The organism is Rothia nasimurium (assembly GCF_928381705.1).
Taxonomy (GTDB): domain Bacteria; phylum Actinomycetota; class Actinomycetes; order Actinomycetales; family Micrococcaceae; genus Rothia; species Rothia nasimurium_G.
In genome coordinates this window covers 52966-79370 of the sequence record NZ_CAKMSR010000011.1, presented here as the reverse complement: position 1 = coordinate 79370, position 26405 = coordinate 52966, and the positions used below count along the sequence as shown (strand labels likewise).

The following is a 26405-nucleotide window of genomic DNA, read 5'->3' as shown; positions in this document are numbered from 1 at the left end:
CTAGGGTCAAGAGAGAAAGAGTAGGGTCATTGGCTGGCTACCCGGACGCCAAGGTGACGCAACCTTGAGATCAACAGTTCCGGGCGCTGCGCCAGGTCACCCCAGGTGGCGCGAATAACCGTCCACCCCGCCAGTTCTAATTCCCGCTGTCTCAGCGCATCATTGCGTAGCTGCTCATCGGTTGCCCGGTAGGCTCCGTAATACTTATGCAGACCGTCCACCTCAAGAAGTAGCTTGAGGTGAGGCCAGGCAAAATCAGCACGGTACAGGCGCCCGGACGGGGTAATAATTTCAAACTGTTGAATAGGCGGCTCGAGACCTCCCTGATAGAGGCGAAGCCTGGCAAAAGACTCCAGAGGAGATTCGCTCAGCGGGCTCATCAGCGCAGCCACAACACGTAATTTCTGGGAGCCTCGCCCCGCACAGTGTTCAAGCTCTTCTTGTGCAGTGTCGAGTTCAAGATGCCCGTGTTTTAAAAAGAAATCTGCGATAGCTAGCGACTCTTGCAGGGGCATAGTTTTTCCGCAGTCTATGACGGTTGTGAGCGGGTTCGTGACTCTGACTCCGCCTAAATCAGTAGCCAGAGAGCATTCTTTTACCTTATGGCTATGCAGAATTGCCTGCGGGTGCCCCGACTTATTGATACCCAAGAGGGAGAGGTGCACTTTAGGGGGTAGGGCCATCAGCGGCGCACCCCACAGCAGAGCGGCTGACTGATGACTCACTACGGCTGTGGGACGGGTTTTCTGAAGGGCTACCGTCACAGCTTTAGCTCGATCGCTGCCTGTGCAGTGTCGTGCGATATCGCCTTTGAGATAGACCCCGCGCGTCAGACGTATAAGCTCACCTCTACGGTGTTTTGCGCTGATGAGATTATTGCTCATGCCTGAGTCTTTGAGATCGCGGTGAGTGTGCATCGCTGAACAGATGTGTGAGAGGGTGAGTTCCATGCCGCTACTGTGGCAAAAAGGCGCGGGCGCTTCAAGTGACCCTATTTGCGCCTGTGGATAACCCTTATTTTCGCTCGTCAGATGCCTGTGGACAAGAAGACACGAGACGGCCTCTACGTCGTCACAAAGAGCGCCCTATTCTTTCTCTCTTCACCCCGAGATAATCTCTAGGGTCATGAGAGAAAGAGTAGGGCAGTGAGCGCCGCTTTAGAGTTCGGTAGCCTGCTCCCCGTCACGGGCGTACAGAGCCAACCCGTCTAGGGGCAGGGAGCCTGCACGGTAGCGGACGGCGTCCGCCCCGGATCCTGTTGCGCGGACGGCGGTGGCAGCAAACGCCTTGACCGAGCCAGCCGATTCAATGGCAGGTACATTATCGCCACTGGTGGAAATTTCGCCGCCGACCTCGATGGAGTCGAGCTCGCCCCCGTCCTTGATGGACAGGGCGATGGCCTGCAGGGTGACTTGGACGCCGCGTACCAGGCTCAGTCCCTCACCACCGACGGTGGTGAGGTCGCGCTTAACGGTCAGCGACGGAAGCGGCTTGGAGACCTGAATGCCAATGGAGCCGTCGCCGGTAGTGGCGATGGAGTCAAAGATAGCCTTCTTAAGGTAGCCGTCGTAGAGGTTGAAACCACGAGCGCCCTTACCTGTGGTGAGAATGGGCTGGCGGATGTCGAGGGTGTCGATACCACCGAAGTTGACGAAGCCAATGCCAGAGGGGCCATGAGAGGTGACGCGGCCTTCAGAGATCCATTCGGTGGCCTTACCCCAGTTGTCGAGCACCATATCGTTTTGCCCGTAGGTGGTAGTGGAGCCCAGGTTGATGACCTTGTCGGCGATACCGCCATATATCAGGAAGACACCACCAGAGATCAGATCGGGGGTGCCGGGGGCGATGCCGCCGTCGGTGTAGATGTCGCCGGTGGTCAGTTCTGAGATAACGAGGGTGCCTCCTGCCGGAGTGCCGTCCTCGGTGCCTTGACCACCCACGAACACGCCGGAGCCGCGGACGGGGGTGTCTTCGGTTCCAGCAGAGATATTCAGTAGTTCTGCGGTGATAACGACATCCTCGTCCTTCTGCAGGTTCCAGGCGGTGAAGCCGCCCTGTAGGGCGTCGACACCGTAGGCATGGGGGCGCAGGGTGCGCCCGCGCACATCAGCGGCGATGACATGCACGCCGTCAGCTTCGAAGCGGCCTGCCCGGTTAGCACCAGCGGCGGTGAGGAAGACCTGCCCCACGGTACGGACATCTTCGAGGCGCAGGGTGCCGAAGTCTTCAACATCGTCGGAGTTGAAGATAGCAAGTTCCTGAACTGAGGTTGAGATTTTGAGGTGGGAGACGGTGTTGTTGGCGGTGAGCTGTAGGCCCTTGGCGCCGAAAGCCAGCTCGGCGTCGTCGGTGACACCGCGCAGGGTAACCCCTTCGGGGAGTTTGAGGGAGGGCATACCGATAATACGGCCGGAGATTTCAAGGACGCTTGTGCCAGCTGAGAGGGCGTCGGTTAGTTGCTGGGCGGTTGAGATGGTAGCCATGAGTAAACCCTTCAAATAATTCATCAATGTACTTCTTACACCCCTCACCCTACTCTCTTTTACACAAAATACAAGCCAGAATAATTTACATAGAAAATTTTTAAACCTTCCCATTCGCACAACACACCGACCGCAAGTTACTTTACAAGGAAAGTTTTTAGGGGTAGATTAAAACCATCAAAACAACAACACCACCCCGAAAGGTCACCACCATGCAGTTCGGTATCTTCTCCGTCGGCGACGTCACCATGGACCCCACCACCGGCAAGACCCCCAGCGAATACGAGCGCCAAAAGGCCATCGTTGAAATCGCCAAGAAGGCTGACGAGGTTGGCCTGGATGTCTTTGCCGTCGGCCAGCACCACAACCCGCCCTTTATTGCGTCCTCACCGACCACCACCCTGGCCTACATCGCAGCCCAGACCAAGAACATCCTGCTCTCCACCTCCACCACCCTGATTACCACCACCGATCCCGTGCGCATTGCCGAAGACTACGGTACGCTGCAGCACCTGACCGACGGCCGCATGGACCTCATGCTGGGCCGTGGCAACACCGGCCCCGTCTACCCCTGGTTCGGCAAAGACATCCGTCAGGGTGTCAACCTTGCCATCGAAAACTACGCTCTGCTGCGTAAGCTCTGGAGCGAGCAGGTGGTCAACTGGTCCGGCAACTTCCGCACCCCCCTCAACTCCTTCACCGTCACCCCGCAGCCCCTAGACGGCACCGCCCCCTTCGTCTGGCACGGCTCCATCCGCACCCCCGAGATTGCCGAGCAGGCCGCCTACTACGGTGATGGCTTCTTCCACAACAACATCTTCTGGAACAAGGAGCACACCCAGCAGATGATCAACCTCTACCGCGAGCGCTACGGGCACTACGGCCACGGCACCGCCGAGCAGGCCATTGTGGGTCTGGGCGGGCAGGTCTTCATGAGCAAGAATTCCCAGGACGCGGTCGCCAAGTTCCGCCCCTACTTCGACAAGGCTCCCGTCTATGGAGGCGGCCCCTCCCTGGAAGATTTTGCCGACCAGACCCCGCTGACTGTGGGCTCCCCCCAGCAGGTCATTGAGAAGACCCTCTCCTTCCGCGACTACGCTGGTGACTACCAGCGTCAGCTCTTCCTGGTAGACCATGCAGGCCTGCCCCTCAAGGAAGTTCTGAACCAGATCGACATGCTGGGTGAGCAGGTTGTGCCCGTCCTGCGCGAAGAGTTCGCGAAGCTGCGCCCCGCCGGTGTACCCGAGGCTCCCGTCCACCCCCGCTACGCAGCTCACCTGGCTGAGCAGGGCAAGTAGAGAGGAAAAGTCGTGAACACCCCGTCAATTGTTGTTGTCACAGCGGGTTTGGGCGAGCCGTCCACCACTGCCCTGCTGGGTGAGAACCTCAGTGAAGCTACCGACCGCGCCCTAGCCGCTGCTGGAGTTGAGGCGAGCTTCACCCAGATTTCGCTCCGCTCTCTAGCTACCGATATCACCAACCACTACCTGACCGGCTTCCCCATGGGCAAGCTGGCGACCGCCCTGGATCAGGTGCGGGAGGCTGACGCCCTGATTGTGGTGAGCCCGGTCTTTAAGGCCAGCTACTCGGGGCTCTTCAAGAGCTTCTGGGACCTCGTCGAGGACGGCTCTTTGGCCGGTAAGCCCGTGCTGATTGCTGCCACCGGTGGCACCGCCCGCCACTCCCTCATGCTGGAGACGGCCATGCGTCCGCTCTTTAGCTACCTCAAGGCAACAGTTGCCCCCTCGGGCGTCTTTGCCGCTACCGACGATTTTGGCTCCGATACCAACCTGGCTCCGCGCGTTGCCAAGGCAGCGGCCGAGTTCGCCCAGCTGGTCCTCTGGACGCTCGGGGCAGCACCTGCCGGGCAGGGTTCGCAGCAGGCGCCCCAGCAGGCCCACGAAAGCGGGGCGGACGAGGCCAAGCAGCAGGCAGTTCAGGACGCCAACGCCGGCTCCTTCTTCGGGATTCTTGAGGAAGAGCGGGGCGGGAAGGCACCTGCGCCAGCCTACAAGGCCCCGGGCTTAGAGGCTTTAACCGTGACCCCTTTCGAGGAATTACTTAAAAGGAATATGCCGGAATCCTAGGCCTAGTCATAAGCACACCGAACGAGCGGGAGGGCACATGCCCTCCCGCCCGTTCTTTAAGATGTCTAAATTGTCACCCTCTTTGCCGCGCAATCAAAAGGGAGTCCTACCTGGTGAATGCCAACAAACCCGTTAACCCGTCTTAATATTTCCCACATATATTCCATACAGGTGACACTGCGCGTTAGGCTAGCACCGAATAGAGATTTTCTGAGTAAAGTCTCCTGAACCACACCTGCCCACCCGGTAGAGAGGAGAGGAGGTTCTATGGGAACAGCCCCCACACCGGCTCGCTTCACCAAAGAACAGGAAAATCTGTGGAAGATCTATACCAACACATTAGAAACCCTTAATCTGCATCTCGATAGATGCTTGAAAGAAGAGGTGAAGATTAAGCTGGCAGACTACAGGATTCTGGCAGCAATCCTAGATTCCCCACAGACAGATTCCACCAACGAAGATTGCGTAGTGCGCATGCGCGATTTAGCTCGCGCCACCAATGTCTCGGCCTCGCGGCTGACCTACCAAATTGACGTGTTAGAGAAAAACGGCTGGGTTACTAAAGTCTCTGTTCCCAGCGATAAACGGGGCAAGGGCGTGCTGATTACCCCACAGGGGCGGCAGGTCTTCAGAGAAGCCACCCCGGTCTACACCCGCGAAGTCCAGCGCACGGTCTTTGAGGGGCTAGACCCCGACATCGCACGGGCTCTAGCCCACTTTTCGCGCGGGGTTCTCGGCAAGGTTACCCACCCCGAACGCAAGCGCGTGAGAGCCTAGATAGCATACAAGAGGGGCGGACGTTTATCAGCGTCCGCCCCTCTTGCGTACTCTGCTGGCAAGCAGAGAAAAAGTTTTAGATTTTTACTACTGGCCGGCCGAATCCTGCTTTTTAGCCTTGGGAATAACCCCAACCCGCTGGGCCTTGTAGAGCTGCTCGCGGTTAGCCAGCACCACCAGAGCCAGGGCATTGAGGGCCAGGCCGATAATGAAGATAATCCAGCCGATCACCATCAGGGTTGTGCCGCTGAGGATTGCACCAACAATCAGGGCAGCAACTGACACCAGATAAGCGGGGGAAAGAAGAAAACGGGTATCCATGGGGGCCTCTTCTGTGGTTCTAGCGGACGTGCGGGCGCGGGGCGCGGGAGCGGAAGATACGATCATCGCTAGCGACATCACCGGCACTAGCAGTGGGCGTTGCGGCAGCCACCAGGGGCTGGGACTCGGTAATGGCCTCGGGCTCATAGAGGTAGGTGTCAACGGACGCCTCTTCTTCCTCATACTCTACCTGGGCATCTGTGTCCACACCGGCAATCATAGCGGGCAGGGGCCCACCTTTGAGGCGCTGCACCATCACCAGGGTGGCAAAAATATTCAGGCCTAGACCCGCCAGCAGTACAACCCAGCCCAGCACCGAAACCCAGGTGGAACTCGTACCCACCATTAAAGCACCTGCAAAAAGGGCTGCCAGGGAGGTGAAGTATGCCGGGGAGAGGTCTTTGGTGTCCATTGATCCTGATTCTGTGAAAAAATTTATATTCTTTATTGAGAATATACTACCGAGTGTTGCGCCCTTCTTTTGCCCTCCATCACGAGGGCAATAAGCCAGAGGCCCTATAGGCCTACAGCGGAATAAGCACTTACCCATAGTAGGTGATGATTCTGCAAATTTCTTGAGTATCACCTAGCCGGTGCCCGGAATCACGCCCGCTCACGAGCGTCCGCACCACCAACGACAGGTAGCTGACGGGTCGCCACCCGCAGGGCCTCATCATCTAGCTCCTTTTGGGCCGAGATAATGCGCATCTCGGTGGTCTTAAAGAGCTGCTCTGCCTTCTCGCGATCCAATTTGTGCTCGCCGTTAATGAAGGACTTAGGCAGTGACATGGTGAGTGCCCCGGAGCCCTGGTCCATGGCGTCCTGGGCCTGCACCTGAACGTCAATCTGGTAGAGCACGTTACTCACTACTTCATAGTCATACTTGTTGCGCACATCGAGCACCGCAGCCTGGGCAGCCAACACCGATTTCTGCCGCACCAGGTTCATGAACTCGCACTGACGCTGACGTTCAGCCCAGCGCTCCTGGAAGTCACCGGTCTTCTGGCCCTCCTCAATACGGTCCATCATGCTGGTGACCACGTGCTTGAGCTGCTCGAAGGACTGCAAATCCCCGCTCTCAGCAACGGTTTGATACATAGATTTCCACATAGCCCTCTGGGCGATCTGCAAGAGCTCCTGTTCCTCGTGGTCGTCCTTTTCAGCCGTAGCACTCACACCCAGCACACGCACCAGCCAGGGCAGGGTCAGACCGGGGAAGACCATGGTGAAGAAGAGGACGGTCAGCACAATAAAGACAGCCTCGGTGTGCAGGCCGTCGGCCATTTCGGGCAGGCTCAGCGCCAGGGCGAGGGTGACCAGACCGCGCATACCGGCCCAGGTCATCACCAGCACTTCAGCAAAGGAGCACGGGGTGGTGCGGCGGGAGCCCCGCCAGCGGCCCCACAGCCACATGCCGGTCAACCAGGCCAGGCGCGTACCAATGGCAACGGCCGAGATGAGTACGCCGTGCCAAATCATGGTCAGCACATTGCGGTCTGCGCTGTAGAGCAGTTCGCCCGCCTGTAGGCCGATGAGGCCGAAAGCTAGACCGGTCGCCAGCATTTCGAGAACATTCCAGAAAACGGTGTTAGCTAGGCGTTCTTCGGCGGTGAGATCGGCGCTGTAGCTGGCCATCTGGATTGCCGCAATGACCACGGCTACTACACCCGAGGCATGCAGCTCCTCGGCGATGATGTAAACACCGAAGGGAATGACCAGGGTTAGCGCACTGCGGGCCACGGTGTCGGAAAGGTTGCGGCGTAGCAGGCTACCGCCCCAGCCCAGGGCTAGTCCCAGGGCCACAGCAACGAGAGCACTATAGACGAAACTGCCGAGGGCAGACAGGGGGCTGGGGATCGGTGCCAGCCGTCAGGGCAGCGAGGGCGATGTGAAAGAGCACCAGAGATACGGCGTCGTTAAAGATACCCTCGGTCTGCAGATTCGAGATGACGCGGCGGGGAATACCTACCGGCTCAGCCACAGCTTCTACTGCCACAGGGTCGGGCGGGGCGACGGCCGCACCGATAGCCAGGGCCAGGGCGATGCTGATACCGGGCACGATCATCCAGGTAGCCCACCCCACCACCAGGGCAGAGACAGCTGTCAGGGTGATGGAGTAAATCAGGACGCTGCGCCAGCTTCTGCGCAGCATGCCCCACGAGACGCGCTGGCCAATAGCCCACAGCAGGGGCGGCAGGAAGATGGGCAGAATAATCTCGGGCTCAATGTGCAGGCTGGGCATCTGCGGAATCACGATGACCACGGCGGTCACCAGCGTCAGCAGCACGGGCCAGGGCAGATTTAGCCTATCCCCCACACTTACCAGCAACAGCACCACAATCACAATGAGGACTTCCACACCCACCCCTTCGTCACCGATTTTAACTCTAGTACCTCAATCTAGGGGGACCCTGTGCCTCATGTGTGGTTTTGAGATGCCCTTTCCCCGGGGCTAGAAGTTGGGGACGGCGTCCGTCCCTACTCCGCGGTGGCGGATTTCGGGTATAAGAACCTCGGTAGCCCCCTGGTCAGCGGGGCGGACGCCGGCGTCCGCCTCCCCTGCGGACGGGTGGGTTCCACAGGCCCCGGAGCTACACCCACCGCATCCACCGGACGCCCCGCAGGGCGCGGGCGCAACAGCAGCTTCTTGGGCGAGGTCTACGCCGTGGGCGCGCAGGTAGTCTTCGTGTTCGGCGACCAGGTCACGGTCTTCGGCGCCGAGGACGACGAACCCGCCGTCCCGAATCATCTTGAGGTCCTCAAGGGCTGACTGGCCGGTCGAGGTCAGGTAGTCGCCCAGGAAGAGGGAGTTAACCACGTGCAGGGCTAGGGGTTGCAGGGTGCGCAGGTGCATTTCGCGTCCGCCCGCCATACGGAGCTCCTTATCAGGGGCGACCAGGCGCACGGTGGCCAGGATACGCAGGCAGCGCATGGGGGTGAGCTCCCAGGTGCCAGCTAGCGGAGTGCCTTCAAAAGGCATGAGGAAGTTGACGGGAATGGAGTCGCCGCCCAGATCGCGCAGGGCGAAAATCGCATCGACCAGCTGCTCGTCGGTTTCCTTCATACCCACGATCAGGCCGGAACAGGCCGAGAGCCCGGCATTCTGGGCCTTGTCGACGGTGGCGAGGCGGTCGGCATAGGTGTGGGTGGTGCAGATATCGGCGTAGTGGTCTTCGCTGGTGTTGAGGTTGTGGTTGTAGGCGTCCACCCCGGCCTGCTTGAGGCGGTCGGCCTGGCCGTCCTTGAGAATGCCCAGGCAGGCGCAGACTTCCACCTGGGGGTGTTCTTCTTTGAGGTCTTCGACCATGGTGGCAACGCGCTCGACGTCGCGGTCGGTGGGTCCTTTGCCCGAGGCGACCATGCAGACGCGGGAGGCTCCACCCGCGATGCCGTAGCCGGCCTGTTTGACGGCTTCGTCGGTTTTGATCCAGGAGTATTTGAGCACTTCAGCTTCGGAGCCAAGGCGCTGGGAGCAGTAGGTGCAGTCTTCGGGGCAGAGGCCGGACTTGAGGTTGACCAGGTAGTTCACCTTGACGGTGTTCCCGAAGTAATGGCGGCGCAGGCGGGAGGCGGCGTCAACGAGGGCAAAGGTTTCGGCGGCGCAGGCGGTCAGGGCGGCAAGCGCTTCATTGCGGCTTGCGGGCTGTCCGGCCAGGGCGCGGTCGGCGATGGCGGAGAAGTCAATCATGGAACCAGTCAACACCGATTTTGAACGGTGTTCAAATTATTACTTCTCTCTACATAGCCCCCACCAGCCAAGGGGACCGCAAAACTTAAAAGGGACCTCGTGTTTTGCGGTCCCTTTCAAGTTTTGCGGTCCCCTTGCGGAAAGCGCTAGGCGCCACAGCCTCCAGAGCCACAGGCACAGTTACCACCGCAGCCACCGCCGGACGCCGCACCCTCCAGCGCGACCTGGGCGTAGGCGTCCGCGTCCTCCACACCGGCAGCACGCAGGTGGTCTACATACTCAGCCACCAGGTCGCGGTCGCCCGCATCTGCGATGGTCAGGCCAGCACCCACGATGAGTTTAAGATCTTCAAACACCAGGCGGGGTTGGGCGGGGTCTACGGTCAGTACCAGTGAATCCAGGGCACCCACAGCCAGAGGTTGCAGGGAGCGCAGGGTCATTTCGCGACTCTCCCCCAGGTACAGACTCTTGGCCGGTGCGGCCAGACGGGCAGCAGCCAGCACGCGCAGGGCCTCCATGGGGGCGAGTGCTGGGCTGCCCACATAGTCCACGTCAATGCGTTCAATGGCAGGGTCAGCTGCCAGGTCTGCCAGGTTGGCGGCCAGGGCGTCGGCATCGAGCGGGGCGGTCACTTCCAGGCGGACGGACGCCACCTGCAGCGCGGGTGCGCCCAGCAGGTTGGTGGCGGTGACGGTTGAACCGTGGTGGGCGACGCGGAGTTCTGTGGCCAGGTCCATGAGGGCGAAGGTGGCGGCAGGGCTAGCGGTGAGCACGTCGTGAAGGTCGGCAGGTGAGGCTGTTTCTCCGGCTCGCAGGCGAGCGGCAAGATCTGAAAAGTTGAGGGTCATGGGTTCAAATCTACTCCTCTTCTTCCCCACCTTGCCCGCTCTCAGCTGTTGCCGGGAGCGAAAGTAGGTCACAATGAGGGGGTGGCTTTATCCCGTGAGAAGATTCTTGATACCGCTTTTGATGTGCTGTGCCAGTTTGGTCTGGCCGACCTTTCGATGCGTCGGCTGGCTACCGAACTGGGCGTGGCTCCCGGCGCTCTCTACTATCATGTGAAGAATAAGCAGGAGCTCCTTGCATCTCTCGCTTCCCGCATGTTGGCCACGGTTGAGCACCCCGGTACACCGGCAGACCGTAATAGCTTGGTCACCACCGGGGAAAACATCTACCAGCAACTTATTCCAGTTAAGGAATGTGCCGAAGTTATCCGCCTGGCCCTAGCTCTTCACCCCGCCACCCTCACCCCCGACCGGCTCACCTTACTGGACGCCCTGGAAGCTGACTTTGCGCTGGCCACCGGCACTCCGCAACCGGCCCTGGCTGCTGAAATCTTCATGCATACCTGCCTGAGCCTCATTGAGCAGGAGCAGACCCGTGCCCTACTCACAGGCAGCACCCCACCAGCTGAACCACCGGCGTCCTACACCGCCGCACTCACAGCCCTTATTAAGGGTTTTACCGCCTAAGCCCCCGACATCCAACCGACCGAAAAGAAGAAAAACCGTGACCCTCCGCGTTGAGCCCGCCTGGGCCTCCCTGCCAGACCACCGCGCCGAAGTTGAGGCAGCCCGAGCTGCCTTTGTCGAGAAATACGGCGTGGAGCCCGACGGGGTCTGGTCAGCCCCCGGCCGCCTTAACCTCCTAGGTGAATACATCGATTTTCTCGGCGGATCCTGTATGCCCATGCCTCTGCCCTACCGCACCTATGTGGCGGGCAGGCTGCGCACTGACGGGGTACTGCGAACCGCCTCCCTGCAGATGCCGGGGGACGACCGCACGGTCGTGATTCGCGAGATCACCCCGGGCACGTTCAAGGGCTGGTTTACCTATGTGGCAGGGGTAGCCTGGGCCATGAACCGCGAGGGTGGCAAGGATATCGCCCTGCCCCACAACTTTGGGGCCGACCTCCTCATTACCTCCCAGGTTCCGGTGGGTGGGGGGCTATCTTCTTCTGCTGCCCTGGAGTGCTCCACGGCCCTTGCCCTGTTGGATCTTTCCTGCCCCCTACGCAAGGGGTGCGACTGCACCGAGGCGCTACCTTCTGACCTCTCACCCGCCAATGACGCCCTGCGTGCCCGTCTAGCCCAGGTCTGCATACGCGCCGAAAACGAGGTGGCTGGGGCTCGGACCGGCGGTCTTGACCAGACCGCTGCGCTGCGCTCGTCGCCGGGCAAGGCTCTGGTGGTGGACTTCCGCGATTTTTCTATCAACCCGCTGACTGTTGATGTGGCCAGCGCTGATTTGGGCTGGCTGGTCATCAATACGAATACTCCGCACGAGCTGGCGGGGGGTGAGTTTGCGGCCCGGCGGGAGGCCAACGAGGCGGTTACTGAGGCCATGGGCTTGGACTACCTGCGCAATGCCCTGCCCGAGGATCTTACCTGCGCTGGCATGAGCGAGCGTGAGGCCAAGCAGTGCCGCCTAGATTTGGTGGATCAGACCGTCAACCGCGCCTTAAGCGCCCTGGAGGAAAGCGGCCAGCCTCGTACCTTTCCGCGCGGCTGGGTGCGCCACACCCTGCACGATATAACTCTGGTGGAGCGGGCTGCCTATCTTCTGGGGCGTCAGGACGCCGGTGGGCAGGTTGACTGGGAGGAGCTGGGCAGACTCTTTACCGAGAGCTTCGTGTCGATGCGCGATGAACTGCGTGTTTCCCGGCCCGAAGTTGACCTGGCGGTTGATACCTGCCTGGCAGCCGGAGCTCTGGGTGCCCGTATTGTGGGTGGCGGTTTTGGTGGGGCCGTGATGGCCCTGCTACCGCTGCACCTGGTGGAGTCGGTGGCCGAGCAGGTAGCCCTGGCCTATGCCCAGCACGGTTATGCTGATCCCGAGTTCCTGCCGATGGTAGCGGGCTTCCCAGCAGATCGGGATATCTAGACTTATCTTTCCCTTCTGGCTAGTTCAGGGCTAGCCGTCAGAATTTTCTCAGCCTACCGGGTTCCCTTTTGTAGGACTAGTGCGTAAACTTATCAATAAGGGAACCCTACGAACTATCCCTGTATTCCAGGATCGCGCAGGCGAGAGATGAAAGGAGCCACCATGGCTGCAGAAGACAAGATTGAAAACGGCCTCGACAACCTGGCTGGCAAGGCCAAGGAAGCCGGCGGCAAGCTGACCGGCGACGACCGCCTCGAAGCTGAGGGCAAGACCGACCAGATTCAGGCCCAGGCTAAGGACAAGGTCGATGAAGCCAAGCAGGCCATCTCAGACGGTGTCGATAAGGCTAAGGACGCCATCAGCGGCATCAAGAATTCCCTGAAGAAGGACTAGTCTCATCCCATTGAGGTACTACATCGCCGGGTTCTCACGATAATCGTGGGGCCCGGCGATAGTTGTATCTAGGCCCGGGCGTGAGCGCCCCACCCAAGTAGCTACAGAGGGAATACCTGCCCCTGTAGTGCGTTATATCGGACACTAGACCATATTTTTCACAAAAGGAGCATTGTATGCCGAGCACATCTTCCACCCACGCTGCCGCCGAAACCGGCTCTGTTGCAAAGATTGGCGGCAGTCAGAGGTAGGCTGTCGCTCTGCGCCGATCAGGCGGCTGCTGCGAAATGGTGGTTGAGCATGCCCATGGCCTCCGTCAGCGCCGAGGGCCCAATGCCAAAAGCTCTCTCCACAAGGCGCACCTCGCCCCTGATGCCGGGCTGCAGGCACCAGGGGCGAGCCTGTCCTTTGCGCAGGGCTCGCATGACTTCGAATCCCTTGATCGTGGCATAGGCCGTGGGGATCGATTTGAAACCGCGCACCGGCTTGATCAGTATCTTGAGCTTTCCGTGATCGGCCTCGATCACGTTATTGAGATACTTCACCTGCCGGTGGGCCGTCTCCCGGTCCAGCTTTCCTTCGCGCTTCAATTCGGTGATCGCTGCACCATAGCTCGGCGCTTTGTCGGTATTGAGCGTGGCAGGCTTTTCCCAGTGCTTCAGGCCTCGCAGAGCCTTGCCCAGGAACCGCTTCGCTGCCTTGGCGCTGCGGGTCGGCGACAGGTAGAAATCGATCGTGTCGCCCCGCTTGTCGACTGCCCGGTACAGGTAGGTCCACTTGCCCCGCACCTTGACGTAGGTTTCATCCAGGCGCCAGCTCGGATCAAAGCCACGCCGCCAGAACCAGCGCAGCCGCTTCTCCATCTCCGGGGCGTAGCACTGGACCCAGCGATAGATCGTCGTATGGTCGACCGAAATGCCGCGTTCCGCCAGCATTTCCTCAAGGTCGCGATAGCTGATCGGATAGCGACAATACCAGCGCACCGCCCACAGGATCACATCACCCTGGAAATGGCGCCACTTGAAATCCGTCATCGTTCCGTCCGTCCAATCTCCGCCAAGCATGCTCAAGCTTCACGATTTTTGCAACAGAGCCATATCGACAACCTCTCGCGCAACCAAGACATCGCGGTCGGACTGCAAGTGATCTTGAAGCCACGGGCCCGTCCCACCCCGACATGGACCTCGATGCCCGAACGGACGTTAGATTTCGAGTTCTAGGCGTTCTGCGATGAAGGTTGGATCCCAGCCGGGATTGAAAGTGTCGACGTGGGTGAATCCGAGCCGCTCGTATAGGCCACGCAGGTTCGGGTGGCAGTCGAGCCGCAGCTTGGCGCACCCCTGCGTTCGCGCGGCATGGCGGCAAGCCTCGATCAGCGCGGAGCTGACACCCCGGCCCGCATGTGTCCGTCGCACCGCGAGCTTGTGCAGATATGCGGCCTCCCCCTTGAGGGCGTCGGGCCAGAACTCGGGATCCTCGGCCGACAAGGTGCAACAGCCGACGATGCCGTCGCTGCAACTCGCGACTAGGAGCTCGGATCTCAGGACGAAGGTCTCCGCGAATGTCCGGTCGATCCGCGCGACGTCCCAGGCGGGCGTTCCCTTGGCGGACATCCACGCAGCAGCGTCGTGCATCAGCCGCACAACCTCGTCGATATCACCCGAGCAGGCGACCCGAACGTTCGGAGGCTCCTCGCTGTCCATTCGCTCCCCTGGCGCGGTATGAACCGCCGCCTCATAGTGCAGTTTGATCCTGACGAGCCCAGCATGTCTGCGCCCACCTTCGCGGAACCTGACCAGGGTCCGCTAGCGGGCGGCCGGAAGGTGAATGCTAGGCATGATCTAACCCTCGGTCTCTGGCGTCGCGACTGCGAAATTTCGCGAGGGTTTCCGAGAAGGTGATTGCGCTTCGCAGATCTCCAGGCGCGTGGGTGCGGACGTAGTCAGCGCCATTGCCGATCGCGTGAAGTTCCGCCGCAAGGCTCGCTGGACCCAGATCCTTTACAGGAAGGCCAACGGTGGCGCCCAAGAAGGATTTCCGCGACACCGAGACCAATAGCGGAAGCCCCAACGCCGACTTCAGCTTTTGAAGGTTCGACAGCACGTGCAGCGATGTTTCCGGTGCGGGGCTCAAGAAAAATCCCATCCCCGGATCGAGGATGAGCCGGTCGGCAGCGACCCCGCTCCGTCGCAAGGCGGAAACCCGCGCCTCGAAGAACCGCACAATCTCGTCGAGCGCGTCTTCGGGTCGAAGGTGACCGGTGCGGGTGGCGATGCCATCCCGCTGCGCTGAGTGCATAACCACCAGCCTGCAGTCCGCCTCAGCAATATCGGGATAGAGCGCAGGGTCAGGAAATCCTTGGATATCGTTCAGGTAGCCCACGCCGCGCTTGAGCGCATAGCGCTGGGTTTCCGGTTGGAAGCTGTCGATTGAAACACGGTGCATCTGATCGGACAGGGCGTCTAAGAGCGGCGCAATACGTCTGATCTCATCGGCCGGCGATACAGGCCTCGCGTCCGGATGGCTGGCGGCCGGTCCGACATCCACGACGTCTGATCCGACTCGCAGCATTTCGATCGCCGCGGTGACAGCGCCGGCGGGGTCTAGCCGCCGGCTCTCATCGAAGAAGGAGTCCTCGGTGAGATTCAGAATGCCGAACACCGTCACCATGGCGTCGGCCTCCGCAGCGACTTCCACGATGGGGATCGGGCGAGCAAAAAGGCAGCAATTATGAGCCCCATACCTACAAAGCCCCACGCATCAAGCTTTTGCCCATGAAGCAACCAGGCAATGGCTGTAATTATGACGACGCCGAGTCCCGACCAGACTGCATAAGCAACACCGACAGGGATGGATTTCAGAACCAGAGAAAGAAAATAAAATGCGATGCCATAACCGATTATGACAACGGCGGAAGGGGCAAGCTTAGTAAAGCCCTCGCTAGATTTTAATGCGGATGTTGCGATTACTTCGCCAACTATTGCGATAACAAGAAAAAGCCAGCCTTTCATGATATATCTCCCAATTTGTGTAGGGCTTATTATGCACGCTTAAAAATAATAAAAGCAGACTTGACCTGATAGTTTGGCTGTGAGCAATTATGTGCTTAGTGCATCTAACGCCGGAGTTAAGCCGCCGCGCGTAGCGCGGTCGGCTTGAACGAATTGTTAGACATCATTTACCAACTGACTTGATGATCTCGCCTTTCACAAAGCGAATAAATTCTTCCAAGTGATCTGCGCGTGAGGCCAAGTGATCTTCTTTTTGTCCCAGATAAGCTTGCTTAGCTTCAAGTAAGACGGGCTGATACTGGGCAGGTAGGCGTTTTATTGCCCAGTCGGCAGCGACATCCTTCGGCGCGATTTTGCCGGTTATTGCGCTGTACCAAATGCGGGACAACGTAAGCACTACATTTCGCTCATCGCCGGCCCAGTCGGGCTGCGAGTTCCATAGCTTCAAGGTTTCCCTCAGCGCCTCGAATAGATCCTGTTCAGGAACCGGGTCAAAGAATTCCTCCGCTGCCGGACCTACCAAGGCAACGCTATGTTCTCTTGCTTTTGTAAGCAGGATAGCTAGATCAATGTCGATCATGGCTGGCTCGAAGATACCCGCAAGAATGTCATTGCGCTGCCATTCTCCAAATTGCAGCTCGCGCTTAGCCGGATAACGCCACGGGATGATGTCGTCATGCACGACAAGGGTGACTTCTATAGCGCGGAGCGTCTCGCTCTCGCCAGGGAAAGCCGAAGCCTCCATAAGGTCATTGAGCAATGCTCGCCGCGTCGTTTCATCAAGCTTTACGGCCACAGTAACCAACAAATCAATATCGCTGTATGGCTTCAGGCCGCCATCCACTGCGGAGCCGTACAAATGCACGGCCAGCAACGTTGATTCCAGATGGCGCTCAATGACGCTTAGCACCTCTGATAGTTGGTTCGAAATTTCGATGGTCACCGCTACCCTCATGATGTCTAACTTTGTTTTAGGGCGACTGCCCTGCTGCGTAACATCGTTGCTGCTCCATAACATCAAACATCGACCCACGGCGTAACGCGCTTGCTGCTTGGATGCCCGAGGCATAGACTGTACAAAAAAACAGTCATAACAAGCCATGAAAACCGCCACTGCGCCGTTACCACCGCTGCGTTCGGTCAAGGTTCTGGACCAGTTGCGTGAGCGCATACGCTACTTGCATTACAGTTTACGAACCGAACAGGCTTATGTCAACTGGGTTCGTGCCTTCATCCGTTTCCACGGTGTGCGTCACCCGGCAACCTTGGGCAGCAGCGAAGTCGAGGCATTTCTGTCCTGGCTGGCGAACGAGCGCAAGGTTTCGGTCTCCACGCATCGTCAGGCATTGGCGGCCTTGCTGTTCTTCTACGGCAAGGTGCTGTGCACGGATCTGCCCTGGCTTCAGGAGATCGGAAGACCTCGGCCGTCGCGGCGCTTGCCGGTGGTGCTGACCCCGGATGAAGTGGTTCGCATCCTCGGTTTTCTGGAAGGCGAGCATCGTTTGTTCGCCCAGCTTCTGTATGGAACGGGCATGCGGATCAGTGAGGGTTTGCAACTGCGGGTCAAGGATCTGGATTTCGATCACGGCACGATCATCGTGCGGGAGGGCAAGGGCTCCAAGGATCGGGCCTTGATGTTACCCGAGAGCTTGGCACCCAGCCTGCGCGAGCAGCTGTCGCGTGCACGGGCATGGTGGCTGAAGGACCAGGCCGAGGGCCGCAGCGGCGTTGCGCTTCCCGACGCCCTTGAGCAGAAGTATCCGCGCGCCGGGCATTCCTGGCCGTGGTTCTGGGTTTTTGCGCAGCACACGCATTCGACCGATCCACGGAGCGGTGTCGTGCGTCGCCATCACATGTATGACCAGACCTTTCAGCGCGCCGGCTCTGTTGCAAAGATTGGCGGCAGTCAGAGGTAGGCTGTCGCTCTGCGCCGATCAGGCGGCTGCTGCGAAATGGTGGTTGAGCATGCCCATGGCCTCCGTCAGCGCCGAGGGCCCAATGCCAAAAGCTCTCTCCACAAGGCGCACCTCGCCCCTGATGCCGGGCTGCAGGCACCAGGGGCGAGCCTGTCCTTTGCGCAGGGCTCGCATGACTTCGAATCCCTTGATCGTGGCATAGGCCGTGGGGATCGATTTGAAACCGCGCACCGGCTTGATCAGTATCTTGAGCTTTCCGTGATCGGCCTCGATCACGTTATTGAGATACTTCACCTGCCGGTGGGCCGTCTCCCGGTCCAGCTTTCCTTCGCGCTTCAATTCGGTGATCGCTGCACCATAGCTCGGCGCTTTGTCGGTATTGAGCGTGGCAGGCTTTTCCCAGTGCTTCAGGCCTCGCAGAGCCTTGCCCAGGAACCGCTTCGCTGCCTTGGCGCTGCGGGTCGGCGACAGGTAGAAATCGATCGTGTCGCCCCGCTTGTCGACTGCCCGGTACAGGTAGGTCCACTTGCCCCGCACCTTGACGTAGGTTTCATCCAGGCGCCAGCTCGGATCAAAGCCACGCCGCCAGAACCAGCGCAGCCGCTTCTCCATCTCCGGGGCGTAGCACTGGACCCAGCGATAGATCGTCGTATGGTCGACCGAAATGCCGCGTTCCGCCAGCATTTCCTCAAGGTCGCGATAGCTGATCGGATAGCGACAATACCAGCGCACCGCCCACAGGATCACATCACCCTGGAAATGGCGCCACTTGAAATCCGTCATCGTTCCGTCCGTCCAATCTCCGCCAAGCATGCTCAAGCTTCACGATTTTTGCAACAGAGCCCCGAAACCTTTGTCGCCGAGGGTGGCGTCGCAATCTATTGGCGCCCGGGGTGCCCTTTCTGCCAGCGCCTGGACGCCGGCCTGGGCGAGATGGGTGAGCGAGCCCTCTGGGTGAATATCTGGGAGGACGCGGACGCCGAGGCCTACGTTAAGAGCGTCAATGACGGTAATGCCGTGGTGCCGACCGTCCGCACCGCTGAGCAGTCTTTTGTTGCCTCAGCTGCAAGCGCCCCGCAGACCGTAGCTGAGCTGATTGAAGCTTCAGGCAAGTAGCGGTTTAAGCCTCGTTTAATCCTGGTTTCATGTTGGCTTGAAAGAATGAGCGCATGATGTTTTCTATGAAAAAGACTGTTTTCACTTCTTCAGCGGCAGTAGCGGCGCTGGTACTTGCAGCGTGTGGTTCAGGGAGCGCCGAGACCAGCGCCCCTCAAACCTCTGCAGCAACCACCAGTGCAGCTGCTACCAGCACATCTGCCACAAGCAGCCAGGCAGCTACGTCCGCTAGCTCCTCCCCTACCCCTGAGGGCCCTGCCGAAACAGGAGCTCTGCTTGCTGCGCTTGAGCAGGGTCTAGCTGCCCGTCCCGGTGGCATCGTGGTACAGGTGGATGAGGAAGATGAGACCCAAGACAGCTTTGACCTTGCCATAGTGGTGGACGGGGTCAAGCATGAGTTCACCCTCTTTGCTGATGGTTCTATAGCTGATGAAGAGACCAGCGACGATGCTGATGATGTAGCACGTGCGGCTGCGGCCCAGGTTCTAGCTGCGGACGCCGTCCGCACCGCTGCTGAGGGTCGTGGCGGGCAGGTTGCCACTGACCTTGATCTTGACGATCAGAACGGTGCCCTGGTGTGGGAGGTTGATTTTGAGGACGCCCGCGGCAACGACGTGGGTTCAGTCAAGGTTGATGCCCTCACGGGCGAAGTATTGCCTGCTGAATAGTCACCTTTTTAAAATTACAGGTTTTCTACACCCTGCGGACGAAAGTTATCCACAGGTGGGGATAAAACTGGGGAAATCTCTTACACTGGTGTAATTACAGGCTCCATTCAAAGCCTTTTAGCCCTGTACACAGGTTTTTAACATCTGTGGAATTACACCCCTGTAGTTATTAACAGCTGTGGATAAAACCTGTGAATAAAAGAAGTGCGGGATCGCCATACCGGCGGTCCCGCACTTCTTCGCTGACATCGACTTTACTGTGAACGGCTTGGAATCCGATCAAGAACTGTAGCGACAAGCGCACCCGTGATTAGACCTCCCAGGTGGGCTTCCCAGGAGATTCCCGGCATGAGGAAGCCGAAAGCAAAGTTGATAGCCACCAGAATTATGATGCCGCTGGTGCTCTGCTGGCGCGCCCGAGACAGTGCGAAGAAGGCCCCGAAGAGGCCAAAGACGCCGCCGGAAGCCCCCAAAGTACTCACGTCCATGCCACCCAGAATAGATGCCAGCAGGTGCACTGCCACGGATCCACCAATAATTGAGAGCATGTAGGTGGCAAGGAACTTCCACTTTCCCATGAGCGGCTCTAGGGCTTGCCCAAAGAGGTAAAGGGTGAACATGTTAAGGAGCAGGTGGGTGACGTTGTTGGGCGAGTGCAAGAACCCCGAGGTCAGCAGACGGTACCACTGGCCCGTGTATTCCACGTAGAGGGGGTTATAGATACCGAAGGTAGTGACGCTAGAGAAGAAGAACTGCAAAATCCACACCACACTATTTATGCCGATAAGGGCATATGTAATAGTGGGAGTGGTTTTAGCGTAGCGAATCTGCGGCGCTGAGCGTTGTGCTTCTGCCAGGCAGTCCACGCACATCATACCCACCTCAAGCGGCACCTGGCACTGCCCGCAGGCTAGCCGCCCGCAGCGTCCGCACCGCACATAGGTCACCTGGTCAGGGTGGCGGGGGCACACCGGAGTCTCATCACTGGAATAGCCGTACCTGCCGACCTGCTCGCTCACGCGCTCGTCCTTTCAACTGCGGCGTTAGCCGCTCAAAAAAAAATTTTTCTAGGGTAGAGCAAAGGCCCACCCAGGAAGGGGCGGGCCTTGCACTAACCTGTGGAAGGTTTAGAGTTCTTCGATGTCGATGGAGGAGATAACGACGTCCTCGACGGGGCGGTCCATAGCGCCGGTTGCTACACCTTCAATGGCGTCAACGACCTTCTTGGAGTCCTCGTCTACAACCTCACCGAAGATGGTGTGGCGGCCGTTGAGCCAGGGGGTCTCAACGGTGGTGATGAAGAACTGGGAGCCGTTGGTGCCGGGGCCTGCGTTGGCCATAGCCAGCAGGTAGGGCTTGTTGAAGCTCAGTTCGGGGTGGATTTCGTCCTTGAACTGGTAGCCGGGGCCGCCGATACCCTGACCGAGGGGGTCGCCGCCCTGGATCATGAAGTCGCGGATAATGCGGTGGAAGATGACGTCCTTGTAGAGGGGGCCTTCCTGCACTTCGCCGGTGCGGGGGTGGCGCCATTCCTGGGTGCCATCAGACAGACCGATGAAGTTCTTGACGGTCAGCGGTGCATGGTTACCGAAGAGGTTAACGACGATGTCACCGTGGTTGGTGTGAATAGTTGCTTTTGCAGTTGCAGTCATGCCCCTATTCTCGCACGGGCAGGTGGGCAGCCGCTAGATATGACCTGAGCTTTTGCGGTGAGTGAAAGGAGCGGACGCCGGCGGGCGGCCTATACCTGCCCCGCCTGTCTCAGCACGAAGTCCTGCATTCCCGGCACCGTAAAGGCCAGCTGGCCTACACCCGGCGAGTACACCAGCCCTTTTTCGATGAGGGATTTACGCACCACGCTGGTTCCGTTAGCTGTCTTATCCAGGGTCTCTGCGATTTCTCCGGTGCGGGCGACCTGACCTTTCATCACGCGGGCCATAGCAACCAGGTAGTCCTGTTCTGCATCGGTAGTCCGCTGCCAGCGGGTGAGGTAAAAACCGCTATCTAGTTCGCTTCGCCCTACGGCAAGGCCAGCAAGCACATCGTCGTCGGTGATGGTCTGTTGGGCGGCAGAGTTCCAGATAGCCTGCCCGTACTGCTGAATGAAGTAGGGGTAGCCTTGTGAGGCTACGGTTGCTTTTTCGAGGGCGCTTGCTACGATGTGACCGCCGGGCCTGCGGATAGGTTCGATGAAAGCCCGCCGGGTCGCATCCGGGGTAAGAGCACCTATTTCGCGGTAGCTGAAGAGGCGTTCAGCGTAGGTTTTGATTTCCCCTAGACGGGTGGGCACTGAGGGTAGACCAGCCCCGATGATGTAAAAAGGTAGTTCCCGTTGTCCCGCCTCATGCTGGGTTGTCAGGAGCATATCGAGCAGTTCGCTGTCGAGGTCTTGGATTTCGTCAATGAAAAAACCGATAGCTTTAGGCTGGGGAAGTTCTTTGAGGGCTTCTGCCAGGTTCAAGATTGCTTCGGGGAAGTCTATATCGAGGACGCCGGTGGTGAAGGCAGGTTCGTCAGTCTTAGGTTTGAGCACTAGGCGGGCTTGGGCAAAGCCCAGCGTCAGTGATAGTTCGGCAATAGAGGCGATTGCTCGCTGTATTGCACTTCCAGTGTGCCCTTGGGTGGCTACCCTGGTCTGCTGGGCAAGATCTCGTGCGAGTTTGATACGAAGCTGTTTTTGGGCAGAGGAAGTAAGGCTCCCTTCGAGTCTGAGGGTGAGCCAGCCGGAGCGTTCTGCATGGGTTTCTAGTCTGCGAAGCAGGACGGTTTTACCGACTCCGCGTAGACCGTAGAGCATAAGCCCTCTATCGGTCAGGCGCATTTTGCTGCGGGCTACGAGCCTGTCGAAGTCAATGATTTCTTGGTCTCGGCCTGTGAGTTCAGGCGGTGTGAGCCCTGCTCCGGGGGTGAAGGGATTGAGGTCTTGATTCATCGTTCGCTGCTTTCTAAATCTTTCTAAGGCGTTCTAAAAAATATTTTAGAATGTCTTAGAAAGATTTAGAACCGCATGTCCCCGAATGTGACTCTCCGTCCCGAGCGTCCGTTCAAACACCACCCGCTCGGGAATTCACGTCGCATTCGAGCGGGTGCGCACCAGCGTCCACCCACCCTTCAGAAGCCCTTAACTTTAGCGGGCAGAGAAACACGAGGGTTTTTGTGCCGCCGCAAAACACTTTTAAGGTTTTAGAAAGTAAGCTGATACTAAATGTAAGTTGCTGGCCACCGCGCTCTACTCGAACTCACGAGTTAGGTGAGGGGCAGCCCCACACATGGAGGAAACACCCATGGCACTGTGCAAGAAGAGCAAGGCTAAGAAAGCTCAGAAGCAGGCAGAGAAGTTCTTCTCAAAGGCCGCTAAGAACACCGGCAAGAAGGCTGACAAGCTGACCGCCCTGGCCGAGAAGAAGGCCGCTCGCGCCGAGAAGCTCACCGGCAAGAAGGTTTCAGCCCTGCAGAAGGCTGCTGAGAAGCAGGGTAAGAGCATCTCCAAGGCAACCCAGTCTGTTGCTAAGGACAGCTCCAAGAAGCTGGAGAAGGTCCAGTCCACCCTGGCCGACAAGATTCAGCACACCATCGACGATGTCACCCCCGCCGTTGAAAACGCTGTAGCAACCGCCCGCGTTAAGGCTGCTGACGTTGCCACCACCGTTGCAGACAAGCTCTCCGACGCTGAGGTTCCCACCCAGGTTGAGACTGTCGCTGCTAAGGTCACCGGCGACAAGAAGGCGCTGAAGAAGGCTCAGAAGGCTGCTGTTAAGGCCGCTAAGGGTTACGCCAAGGAGCAGAAGAAGGCTTCTAAGAGCGGCAACAAGGGCCTGCTGGTCTTTGGTCTGCTGGTTGCTGGCGCTGTCGCTGGCGCAGCCGCTTTCAAGGCTTCTCGCCCCGTTGAGGACCCCTGGAAGACCCCCGCTGCCTAGTCCTCACTAGCTGCTCACATGCGTCCACCCCTCGTTGATTGCGAGCGCGGACGCCCGGCCCCGGCTCCCGCACAGGGAGGCCGGGGCCTTTGCTGTAAGGGGGCTTATTCTGAGATTCCTGACTCGTAGACGTCCCACCGGCCTTCGAAGTAGTAGGCCGAGGTGGTGGCGTCCATCAGGTCAAGGGTAAAGGCGCTGCCAATCGCCGTTCCCTGCACGCCCTCGACCATGGCCTGGCGGGCGGCGTCCGTATCTCCCGTGTAGCTCTCAAAGCGGGCGGTCACAAAGTAGTCGGTGGAGTCCCGGTATTTGTTGATGCTCACGACCTCTAACCCCTCAGTATGCGCCGCAAATGCCTGGGCAACCGGGGTAGCAGAGCGTGACCAGACCTGCGTCTCGCTCAACGGGCCGAAGACGAAAACCTGTATCGTCTCGGCATCAATCTGGGTCTCCTCCACGTACGAAACGCTCTCAAGGTCTGCCCCCTCCAGGGGCTCCCAGCTGGCCATATCAACGAGTAGGGCCTGCTGGTCTGAGCCCTTATCTCCGTAGAGGTAGTATGTGACCTCGGCCCAGGGAGCCTCGGTTTCGTATTCGTCAGCCCCGCGAGCGGAAGCACTCACCCGACCCCATGCGCTCGTCGGACGCCCGCGTGAGGATCGCCTGCCAGGTCTCGGCAAAGAGGGTAATAGGGATTTCCTCGTGGCTGTCAATGTCGATGGAGCCACCGCTCGGCAGGTAAATGTAGGTGGCATGGGTGGGCTCTCGCTGGAAGATTCCGCTGGTACCACCCAGCTGGGGCACTGTCTGCGCAAGGTGCTCGGCAAGGACGCCCGACTCTATACTGCCGGTATCGGCAACGCTGAGCCAGGTGGCATCTGAGTTTGATGAGCCGTCACCGGTCAGTATCGACGAATCCCAGATGCTCCCTCCGCCCAACGTCATGTGGCTGCGAGACCCCGCGAAATAGGCCACAAGCGCCAGAACCAGCGCCGTGGGAACGGCCAGTACACCCAGCAGAATCAGAATATTGCGCCGGGTATAGGACTTGTTCTCAATGCCAGGGACGGCAGTATCAGGCGTCTGGGCGGGCACGCTGGCAGGCACGGCTTCAGCCGGCACAGGCGGAGCTGGCACGGTTTGCTCAGGCGGGGTCTGAACGGACGCACTTTCCCCAGGCGGGGCGTTATAAGGCTGTTCTGGGTATGGGTGGGTCATGGTGGTTTCAGCCTAGCAGAACCCTTCCCCTCGCCCGGGGTACCCGTGCGTCCTTCCGTGCTTAAGCGTCCTTAGCCTTGACCTGCTGCATCTGCTGGGTGTGGCGCTCGCGGTCCTTCATCTCCTTGGGGCGCAGGAAAATCAGGCCCACCGCAATAGAGATAATGAAGATAGCGAGCATGACGAAGAAGAGGGGCCAGATGCCGGTCAGGTAAATGACGGGCACCGCCAGGGCCGTCACCAGACCGCCACCGAAGAAGGGCTCAAAAACCAGCTGCTTGTAGCCAAAGGCCTCGAAAGCTGGGGATTCGCCCTTGGGATCCACCACGCGCATCAGAATCAGGCCGGTGGCGGTCACGCCCATAGACTGGCCGAAATCACCGATGCCGCGTTCGAACCAGTAGCGGCCGATCAGGCGCGGGGCCAGCCAGAGGAACATAGCCACGTTGAAGCCGATACCGGCTACCGCCAGAATGGCAAAGACGGCGATGTTCTCACCCACAGCCTGCAGGGAGAGGTTGGCGATAGCGGCAACGATGAGGAAGTCCAGAGCCCAGCCCTGAATACGCAGCATCATCTGGTGGTCAATGATAGAGTCAGCGCCCACCGCCTTAGCAATCATCTGCACGATAACGCCGCCGAGCAGAGCCATGGGGAAGAGCGGCACGTAAGCGAAGATTTCAAGCGGGGTGTTCTCGTCCAGCATGATAGAGGCGTAGGTCTGCTGCTCAATCCAGCGCAGGCCCTCCAGAATCAGCCAGCCCACCAGCACCGCCAGCGCCATAATGGCCATGTGCAGGGAGAGCGGTTCAACGGACGCCGGGCGGGAGGTCATTGTGCCGGCCGAGTAGTGCTCGTCCTCGCGGAAGAGACCTTTCTGCTCGGCAATCGACATCTTGGCGTCACCCTTGAGAATTTCGGTCTTGCCGGTGCGCACGCCCCAGTTGATGAGGGCAATACCGATGACGATACCGCCTACGATACCGACGGTTGCCAGGCCAACTGCCAGGTCGGCACCTTCACTGAAGCCCAGGTCTTCCATGACACCGCGCATACCGGCAGCGGTGCCGTGCCCGCCCTCGAAGGCGATTTCGATGAGGGCGCCGGTCATGGGCGAGGCTGCAAAGACGGGGACGAGCACCAGGGCGGCAAGGAGCAGGCCCACGACGTACTGGCCCGACCCTAGAGCCACGCCCAGGGAGAGCTGGGGGCCGGCAAGCTGCACGGCCCGCTTGGGCGTGGGGAGCTCTTGCCCCAGGAACATGGTTGCGAAGATGACGCTGATGAGCAGGCCGGGGAGGGCTCCCCAGGTGGTGAGCATGGCGTCGGTAAAGAGGCCGTTTTCACCCCAGGGGCCGGAGAAGCGGCCAAGAACCTGCGGGCCGAGCAGGAGTAGCAGGACGCCCGCCACGATGGAGCTGGGCAAAAAGAGGGTTTGTACCCAGCCCACTTTGACTCGAATAATCTTGCCGATGAGAAGGGCTACGCCGAGTATCAGGAGGGCGAAGCCAACTGCTTGTGGTGACATGGTTTTGCCTTTGTTCTCGCTGGTGCGTCCTTGCACCTGCAATCACAGAGATTGCAACACTACTTACTTTTGAAGTGTTTAGTTTACCTACACAGGGTTGCCTCTGGCTATTTATGACAGAGACGGGCGGACGCGAGCGGTGGGCGGACGCGAGCGTGCGCCATATCGCTGAGCGTGCACCCGCCCTGCGCACGCTCAGCGATATCATGCACGCTCGCCAAAAGAACTGCGCATACAAAAAGGAACCCCAGTCTTTCGACTGGGGTTCCTTACCAAATTTAATTCGGCGATGACCTACTCTCCCACACCGTCGCCAGTGCAGTACCATCGGCGCTAAGAGCCTTAACTTCCGGGTTCGGGATGGGACCGGGTGTTTCCCTCTTGCTATAATCACCGAAG

At 59.2% G+C, this 26405-nt stretch carries 28 protein-coding genes, 1 rRNA gene and 2 pseudogenes; 10 read left to right on the top strand and 21 right to left on the bottom strand.

Annotated features, from left to right (window positions below; genetic code table 11):
• Positions 1 to 26: 26 nt before the first annotated feature.
• Complete coding sequence (locus L6762_RS09835; protein WP_237187059.1) at positions 27 to 950, bottom strand: type IV toxin-antitoxin system AbiEi family antitoxin domain-containing protein; 924 nt, start codon at positions 948 to 950, stop codon at positions 27 to 29.
• Positions 951 to 1157: 207 nt separating this feature from the next.
• Positions 1158 to 2483, bottom strand: coding sequence for a hypothetical protein (locus L6762_RS09830; RefSeq protein WP_237187058.1), 1326 nt, complete (start codon positions 2481 to 2483; stop codon positions 1158 to 1160).
• A gap of 212 nt (positions 2484 to 2695) precedes the next feature.
• On the opposite strand from L6762_RS09830, the gene L6762_RS09825 reads away from it, so the two are divergent.
• The 3 genes from L6762_RS09825 to L6762_RS09815 all read left to right on the top strand — a co-directional run bounded on the left by L6762_RS09825 (position 2696) and on the right by L6762_RS09815 (position 5347).
• The gene (locus L6762_RS09825; RefSeq protein ID WP_237187057.1) at positions 2696 to 3781 is read left to right on the top strand and encodes an LLM class flavin-dependent oxidoreductase; all 1086 of its coding nucleotides are present in this window, start codon (positions 2696 to 2698) and stop codon (positions 3779 to 3781) included.
• Positions 3782 to 3793: 12 nt separating this feature from the next.
• Positions 3794 to 4570, top strand: a complete 777-nt coding sequence (locus tag L6762_RS09820) for a CE1759 family FMN reductase (RefSeq protein ID WP_237187056.1) — start codon at positions 3794 to 3796, stop codon at positions 4568 to 4570.
• 267 nt (positions 4571 to 4837) lie between these two features.
• Positions 4838 to 5347 carry a MarR family winged helix-turn-helix transcriptional regulator gene (locus L6762_RS09815; RefSeq protein ID WP_237187055.1) on the top strand — a complete coding sequence of 170 codons (510 nt, stop codon included), beginning with the start codon at positions 4838 to 4840 and terminating at the stop codon, positions 5345 to 5347.
• A gap of 87 nt (positions 5348 to 5434) precedes the next feature.
• Here L6762_RS09815 and L6762_RS09810 read toward each other — a convergent pair whose 3' ends face one another.
• The 6 genes from L6762_RS09810 to L6762_RS09790 all read right to left on the bottom strand — a co-directional run bounded on the left by L6762_RS09810 (position 5435) and on the right by L6762_RS09790 (position 10204).
• Positions 5435 to 5668 carry a hypothetical protein gene (locus L6762_RS09810; protein ID WP_237187054.1) on the bottom strand — a complete coding sequence of 78 codons (234 nt, stop codon included), beginning with the start codon at positions 5666 to 5668 and terminating at the stop codon, positions 5435 to 5437.
• A gap of 19 nt (positions 5669 to 5687) precedes the next feature.
• A complete protein-coding gene (locus L6762_RS09805; RefSeq protein ID WP_237187053.1) occupies positions 5688 to 6080 on the bottom strand; it encodes a hypothetical protein in 393 nt (130 codons plus the stop codon).
• Positions 6081 to 6271: 191 nt separating this feature from the next.
• Entirely contained in the window at positions 6272 to 7471 is a 1200-nt protein-coding gene (locus L6762_RS09800; RefSeq protein ID WP_272878703.1) for a cation:proton antiporter, read from the bottom strand.
• Positions 7472 to 7484: 13 nt separating this feature from the next.
• A complete protein-coding gene (locus L6762_RS11960) occupies positions 7485 to 8027 on the bottom strand; it encodes a cation:proton antiporter (protein WP_272878702.1) in 543 nt (180 codons plus the stop codon).
• A 93-nt stretch (positions 8028 to 8120) separates the two neighbouring features.
• On the bottom strand, positions 8121 to 9356 hold the full coding sequence (bioB, locus tag L6762_RS09795) for a biotin synthase BioB (protein ID WP_237187052.1): 1236 nt from the start codon (positions 9354 to 9356) through the stop codon (positions 8121 to 8123).
• Positions 9357 to 9502: 146 nt separating this feature from the next.
• Complete coding sequence (locus tag L6762_RS09790) at positions 9503 to 10204, bottom strand: hypothetical protein (RefSeq protein WP_237187051.1); 702 nt, start codon at positions 10202 to 10204, stop codon at positions 9503 to 9505.
• Positions 10205 to 10285: 81 nt separating this feature from the next.
• Here L6762_RS09790 and L6762_RS11955 point away from each other — a divergent pair, with 81 nt between their 5' ends.
• The 3 genes from L6762_RS11955 to L6762_RS09775 all read left to right on the top strand — a co-directional run bounded on the left by L6762_RS11955 (position 10286) and on the right by L6762_RS09775 (position 12632).
• Positions 10286 to 10828, top strand: coding sequence for a TetR/AcrR family transcriptional regulator (locus tag L6762_RS11955; protein WP_272878701.1), 543 nt, complete (start codon positions 10286 to 10288; stop codon positions 10826 to 10828).
• 37 nt (positions 10829 to 10865) lie between these two features.
• Positions 10866 to 12239: a galactokinase gene (locus tag L6762_RS09780; RefSeq protein WP_237187050.1), complete on the top strand. Its 1374-nt coding sequence runs from the start codon at positions 10866 to 10868 to the stop codon at positions 12237 to 12239.
• Positions 12240 to 12401: 162 nt separating this feature from the next.
• Positions 12402 to 12632 (top strand): CsbD family protein, encoded by a 231-nt coding sequence (locus L6762_RS09775; RefSeq protein ID WP_237187049.1) that lies wholly within the window; start codon positions 12402 to 12404, stop codon positions 12630 to 12632.
• A gap of 269 nt (positions 12633 to 12901) precedes the next feature.
• On the opposite strand, the gene L6762_RS09770 is transcribed toward L6762_RS09775, so the two are convergent.
• The 5 genes and pseudogenes from L6762_RS09770 to L6762_RS09750 all read right to left on the bottom strand — a co-directional run bounded on the left by L6762_RS09770 (position 12902) and on the right by L6762_RS09750 (position 16598).
• The gene (locus L6762_RS09770) at positions 12902 to 13666 is read right to left on the bottom strand and encodes an IS6-like element IS6100 family transposase (protein ID WP_001389365.1); all 765 of its coding nucleotides are present in this window, start codon (positions 13664 to 13666) and stop codon (positions 12902 to 12904) included.
• 168 nt (positions 13667 to 13834) lie between these two features.
• Positions 13835 to 14335 (bottom strand): GNAT family N-acetyltransferase, encoded by a 501-nt coding sequence (locus tag L6762_RS09765; protein ID WP_000376623.1) that lies wholly within the window; start codon positions 14333 to 14335, stop codon positions 13835 to 13837.
• Positions 14336 to 14462: 127 nt separating this feature from the next.
• Positions 14463 to 15302 (bottom strand): sulfonamide-resistant dihydropteroate synthase Sul1, encoded by an 840-nt coding sequence (gene sul1 / locus L6762_RS09760; RefSeq protein WP_000259031.1) that lies wholly within the window; start codon positions 15300 to 15302, stop codon positions 14463 to 14465.
• Positions 15296 to 15643: a quaternary ammonium compound efflux SMR transporter QacE delta 1 gene (locus L6762_RS09755; RefSeq protein WP_000679427.1), complete on the bottom strand. Its 348-nt coding sequence runs from the start codon at positions 15641 to 15643 to the stop codon at positions 15296 to 15298. The genes sul1 and L6762_RS09755 overlap by 7 nt, the downstream gene beginning before the upstream one ends.
• Before the next feature lie 116 nt (positions 15644 to 15759).
• Positions 15760 to 16598: pseudogene (locus L6762_RS09750) on the bottom strand (AadA family aminoglycoside 3''-O-nucleotidyltransferase).
• Between the two features lie 145 nt (positions 16599 to 16743).
• Here L6762_RS09750 and intI1 point away from each other — a divergent pair.
• Positions 16744 to 17523 (top strand): annotated as a pseudogene (intI1, locus tag L6762_RS09745) (class 1 integron integrase IntI1); the annotation flags it as partial.
• A gap of 54 nt (positions 17524 to 17577) precedes the next feature.
• Here the strand turns inward: intI1 and L6762_RS09740 are convergent.
• Positions 17578 to 18342 (bottom strand): IS6-like element IS6100 family transposase, encoded by a 765-nt coding sequence (locus L6762_RS09740; RefSeq protein ID WP_001389365.1) that lies wholly within the window; start codon positions 18340 to 18342, stop codon positions 17578 to 17580.
• A gap of 48 nt (positions 18343 to 18390) precedes the next feature.
• Here L6762_RS09740 and L6762_RS09735 point away from each other — a divergent pair, with 48 nt between their 5' ends.
• A complete protein-coding gene (locus tag L6762_RS09735; protein WP_237187048.1) occupies positions 18391 to 18675 on the top strand; it encodes a glutaredoxin domain-containing protein in 285 nt (94 codons plus the stop codon).
• 65 nt (positions 18676 to 18740) lie between these two features.
• Positions 18741 to 19343 carry a PepSY domain-containing protein gene (locus tag L6762_RS09730; protein ID WP_237187047.1) on the top strand — a complete coding sequence of 201 codons (603 nt, stop codon included), beginning with the start codon at positions 18741 to 18743 and terminating at the stop codon, positions 19341 to 19343.
• Between the two features lie 254 nt (positions 19344 to 19597).
• Here L6762_RS09730 and L6762_RS09725 read toward each other — a convergent pair whose 3' ends face one another.
• From L6762_RS09725 to L6762_RS09715, 3 genes are all read right to left on the bottom strand, one after another.
• Positions 19598 to 20362, bottom strand: a complete 765-nt coding sequence (locus L6762_RS09725) for a rhomboid family intramembrane serine protease (RefSeq protein WP_237187046.1) — start codon at positions 20360 to 20362, stop codon at positions 19598 to 19600.
• 108 nt (positions 20363 to 20470) lie between these two features.
• Complete coding sequence (locus L6762_RS09720; RefSeq protein WP_237187045.1) at positions 20471 to 20995, bottom strand: peptidylprolyl isomerase; 525 nt, start codon at positions 20993 to 20995, stop codon at positions 20471 to 20473.
• A gap of 89 nt (positions 20996 to 21084) precedes the next feature.
• Positions 21085 to 22275, bottom strand: a complete 1191-nt coding sequence (locus L6762_RS09715; protein ID WP_237187044.1) for an ATP-binding protein — start codon at positions 22273 to 22275, stop codon at positions 21085 to 21087.
• A gap of 352 nt (positions 22276 to 22627) precedes the next feature.
• Here L6762_RS09715 and L6762_RS09710 point away from each other — a divergent pair, with 352 nt between their 5' ends.
• Positions 22628 to 23260, top strand: coding sequence for a hypothetical protein (locus L6762_RS09710; RefSeq protein ID WP_237187043.1), 633 nt, complete (start codon positions 22628 to 22630; stop codon positions 23258 to 23260).
• 104 nt (positions 23261 to 23364) lie between these two features.
• Here the strand turns inward: L6762_RS09710 and L6762_RS09705 are convergent, their stop codons facing one another.
• The 4 genes from L6762_RS09705 to rrf all read right to left on the bottom strand — a co-directional run bounded on the left by L6762_RS09705 (position 23365) and on the right by rrf (position 26404).
• Entirely contained in the window at positions 23365 to 23883 is a 519-nt protein-coding gene (locus tag L6762_RS09705; RefSeq protein ID WP_237187042.1) for a hypothetical protein, read from the bottom strand.
• A complete protein-coding gene (locus L6762_RS09700) occupies positions 23858 to 24478 on the bottom strand; it encodes a hypothetical protein (RefSeq protein ID WP_237187041.1) in 621 nt (206 codons plus the stop codon). Before L6762_RS09700 ends, L6762_RS09705 begins: the two co-directional genes overlap by 26 nt.
• A gap of 61 nt (positions 24479 to 24539) precedes the next feature.
• A complete protein-coding gene (locus L6762_RS09695; protein WP_237187040.1) occupies positions 24540 to 26006 on the bottom strand; it encodes a sodium/glutamate symporter in 1467 nt (488 codons plus the stop codon).
• Between the two features lie 281 nt (positions 26007 to 26287).
• Positions 26288 to 26404 (bottom strand): 5S ribosomal RNA (gene rrf / locus L6762_RS09690).
• Between the last annotated feature and the right edge of the window lies 1 nt (position 26405).

Coding starts and splice junctions, on each gene's coding strand:
- L6762_RS09720 (WP_237187045.1), bottom strand. CDS start 20,995: ATGACTGCAACTGCAAAAGCAACTATTCACACCAACCACGGTGACATC.
- L6762_RS09710 (WP_237187043.1), top strand. CDS start 22,628: ATGGCACTGTGCAAGAAGAGCAAGGCTAAGAAAGCTCAGAAGCAGGCA.
- L6762_RS09715 (WP_237187044.1), bottom strand. CDS start 22,275: ATGAATCAAGACCTCAATCCCTTCACCCCCGGAGCAGGGCTCACACCG.
- bioB (WP_237187052.1), bottom strand. CDS start 9,356: ATGATTGACTTCTCCGCCATCGCCGACCGCGCCCTGGCCGGACAGCCC.
- L6762_RS09695 (WP_237187040.1), bottom strand. CDS start 26,006: ATGTCACCACAAGCAGTTGGCTTCGCCCTCCTGATACTCGGCGTAGCC.
- L6762_RS09815 (WP_237187055.1), top strand. CDS start 4,838: ATGGGAACAGCCCCCACACCGGCTCGCTTCACCAAAGAACAGGAAAAT.
- L6762_RS09830 (WP_237187058.1), bottom strand. CDS start 2,483: ATGGCTACCATCTCAACCGCCCAGCAACTAACCGACGCCCTCTCAGCT.
- L6762_RS09770 (WP_001389365.1), bottom strand. CDS start 13,666: ATGACGGATTTCAAGTGGCGCCATTTCCAGGGTGATGTGATCCTGTGG.
- L6762_RS09730 (WP_237187047.1), top strand. CDS start 18,741: ATGAAAAAGACTGTTTTCACTTCTTCAGCGGCAGTAGCGGCGCTGGTA.
- L6762_RS09755 (WP_000679427.1), bottom strand. CDS start 15,643: ATGAAAGGCTGGCTTTTTCTTGTTATCGCAATAGTTGGCGAAGTAATC.
- L6762_RS09835 (WP_237187059.1), bottom strand. CDS start 950: ATGGAACTCACCCTCTCACACATCTGTTCAGCGATGCACACTCACCGC.
- L6762_RS09700 (WP_237187041.1), bottom strand. CDS start 24,478: ATGACCCACCCATACCCAGAACAGCCTTATAACGCCCCGCCTGGGGAA.
- L6762_RS09810 (WP_237187054.1), bottom strand. CDS start 5,668: ATGGATACCCGTTTTCTTCTTTCCCCCGCTTATCTGGTGTCAGTTGCT.
- L6762_RS09740 (WP_001389365.1), bottom strand. CDS start 18,342: ATGACGGATTTCAAGTGGCGCCATTTCCAGGGTGATGTGATCCTGTGG.
- L6762_RS09765 (WP_000376623.1), bottom strand. CDS start 14,335: ATGGACAGCGAGGAGCCTCCGAACGTTCGGGTCGCCTGCTCGGGTGAT.
- L6762_RS09775 (WP_237187049.1), top strand. CDS start 12,402: ATGGCTGCAGAAGACAAGATTGAAAACGGCCTCGACAACCTGGCTGGC.
- L6762_RS09805 (WP_237187053.1), bottom strand. CDS start 6,080: ATGGACACCAAAGACCTCTCCCCGGCATACTTCACCTCCCTGGCAGCC.
- L6762_RS09825 (WP_237187057.1), top strand. CDS start 2,696: ATGCAGTTCGGTATCTTCTCCGTCGGCGACGTCACCATGGACCCCACC.
- sul1 (WP_000259031.1), bottom strand. CDS start 15,302: ATGGTGACGGTGTTCGGCATTCTGAATCTCACCGAGGACTCCTTCTTC.
- L6762_RS09790 (WP_237187051.1), bottom strand. CDS start 10,204: ATGACCCTCAACTTTTCAGATCTTGCCGCTCGCCTGCGAGCCGGAGAA.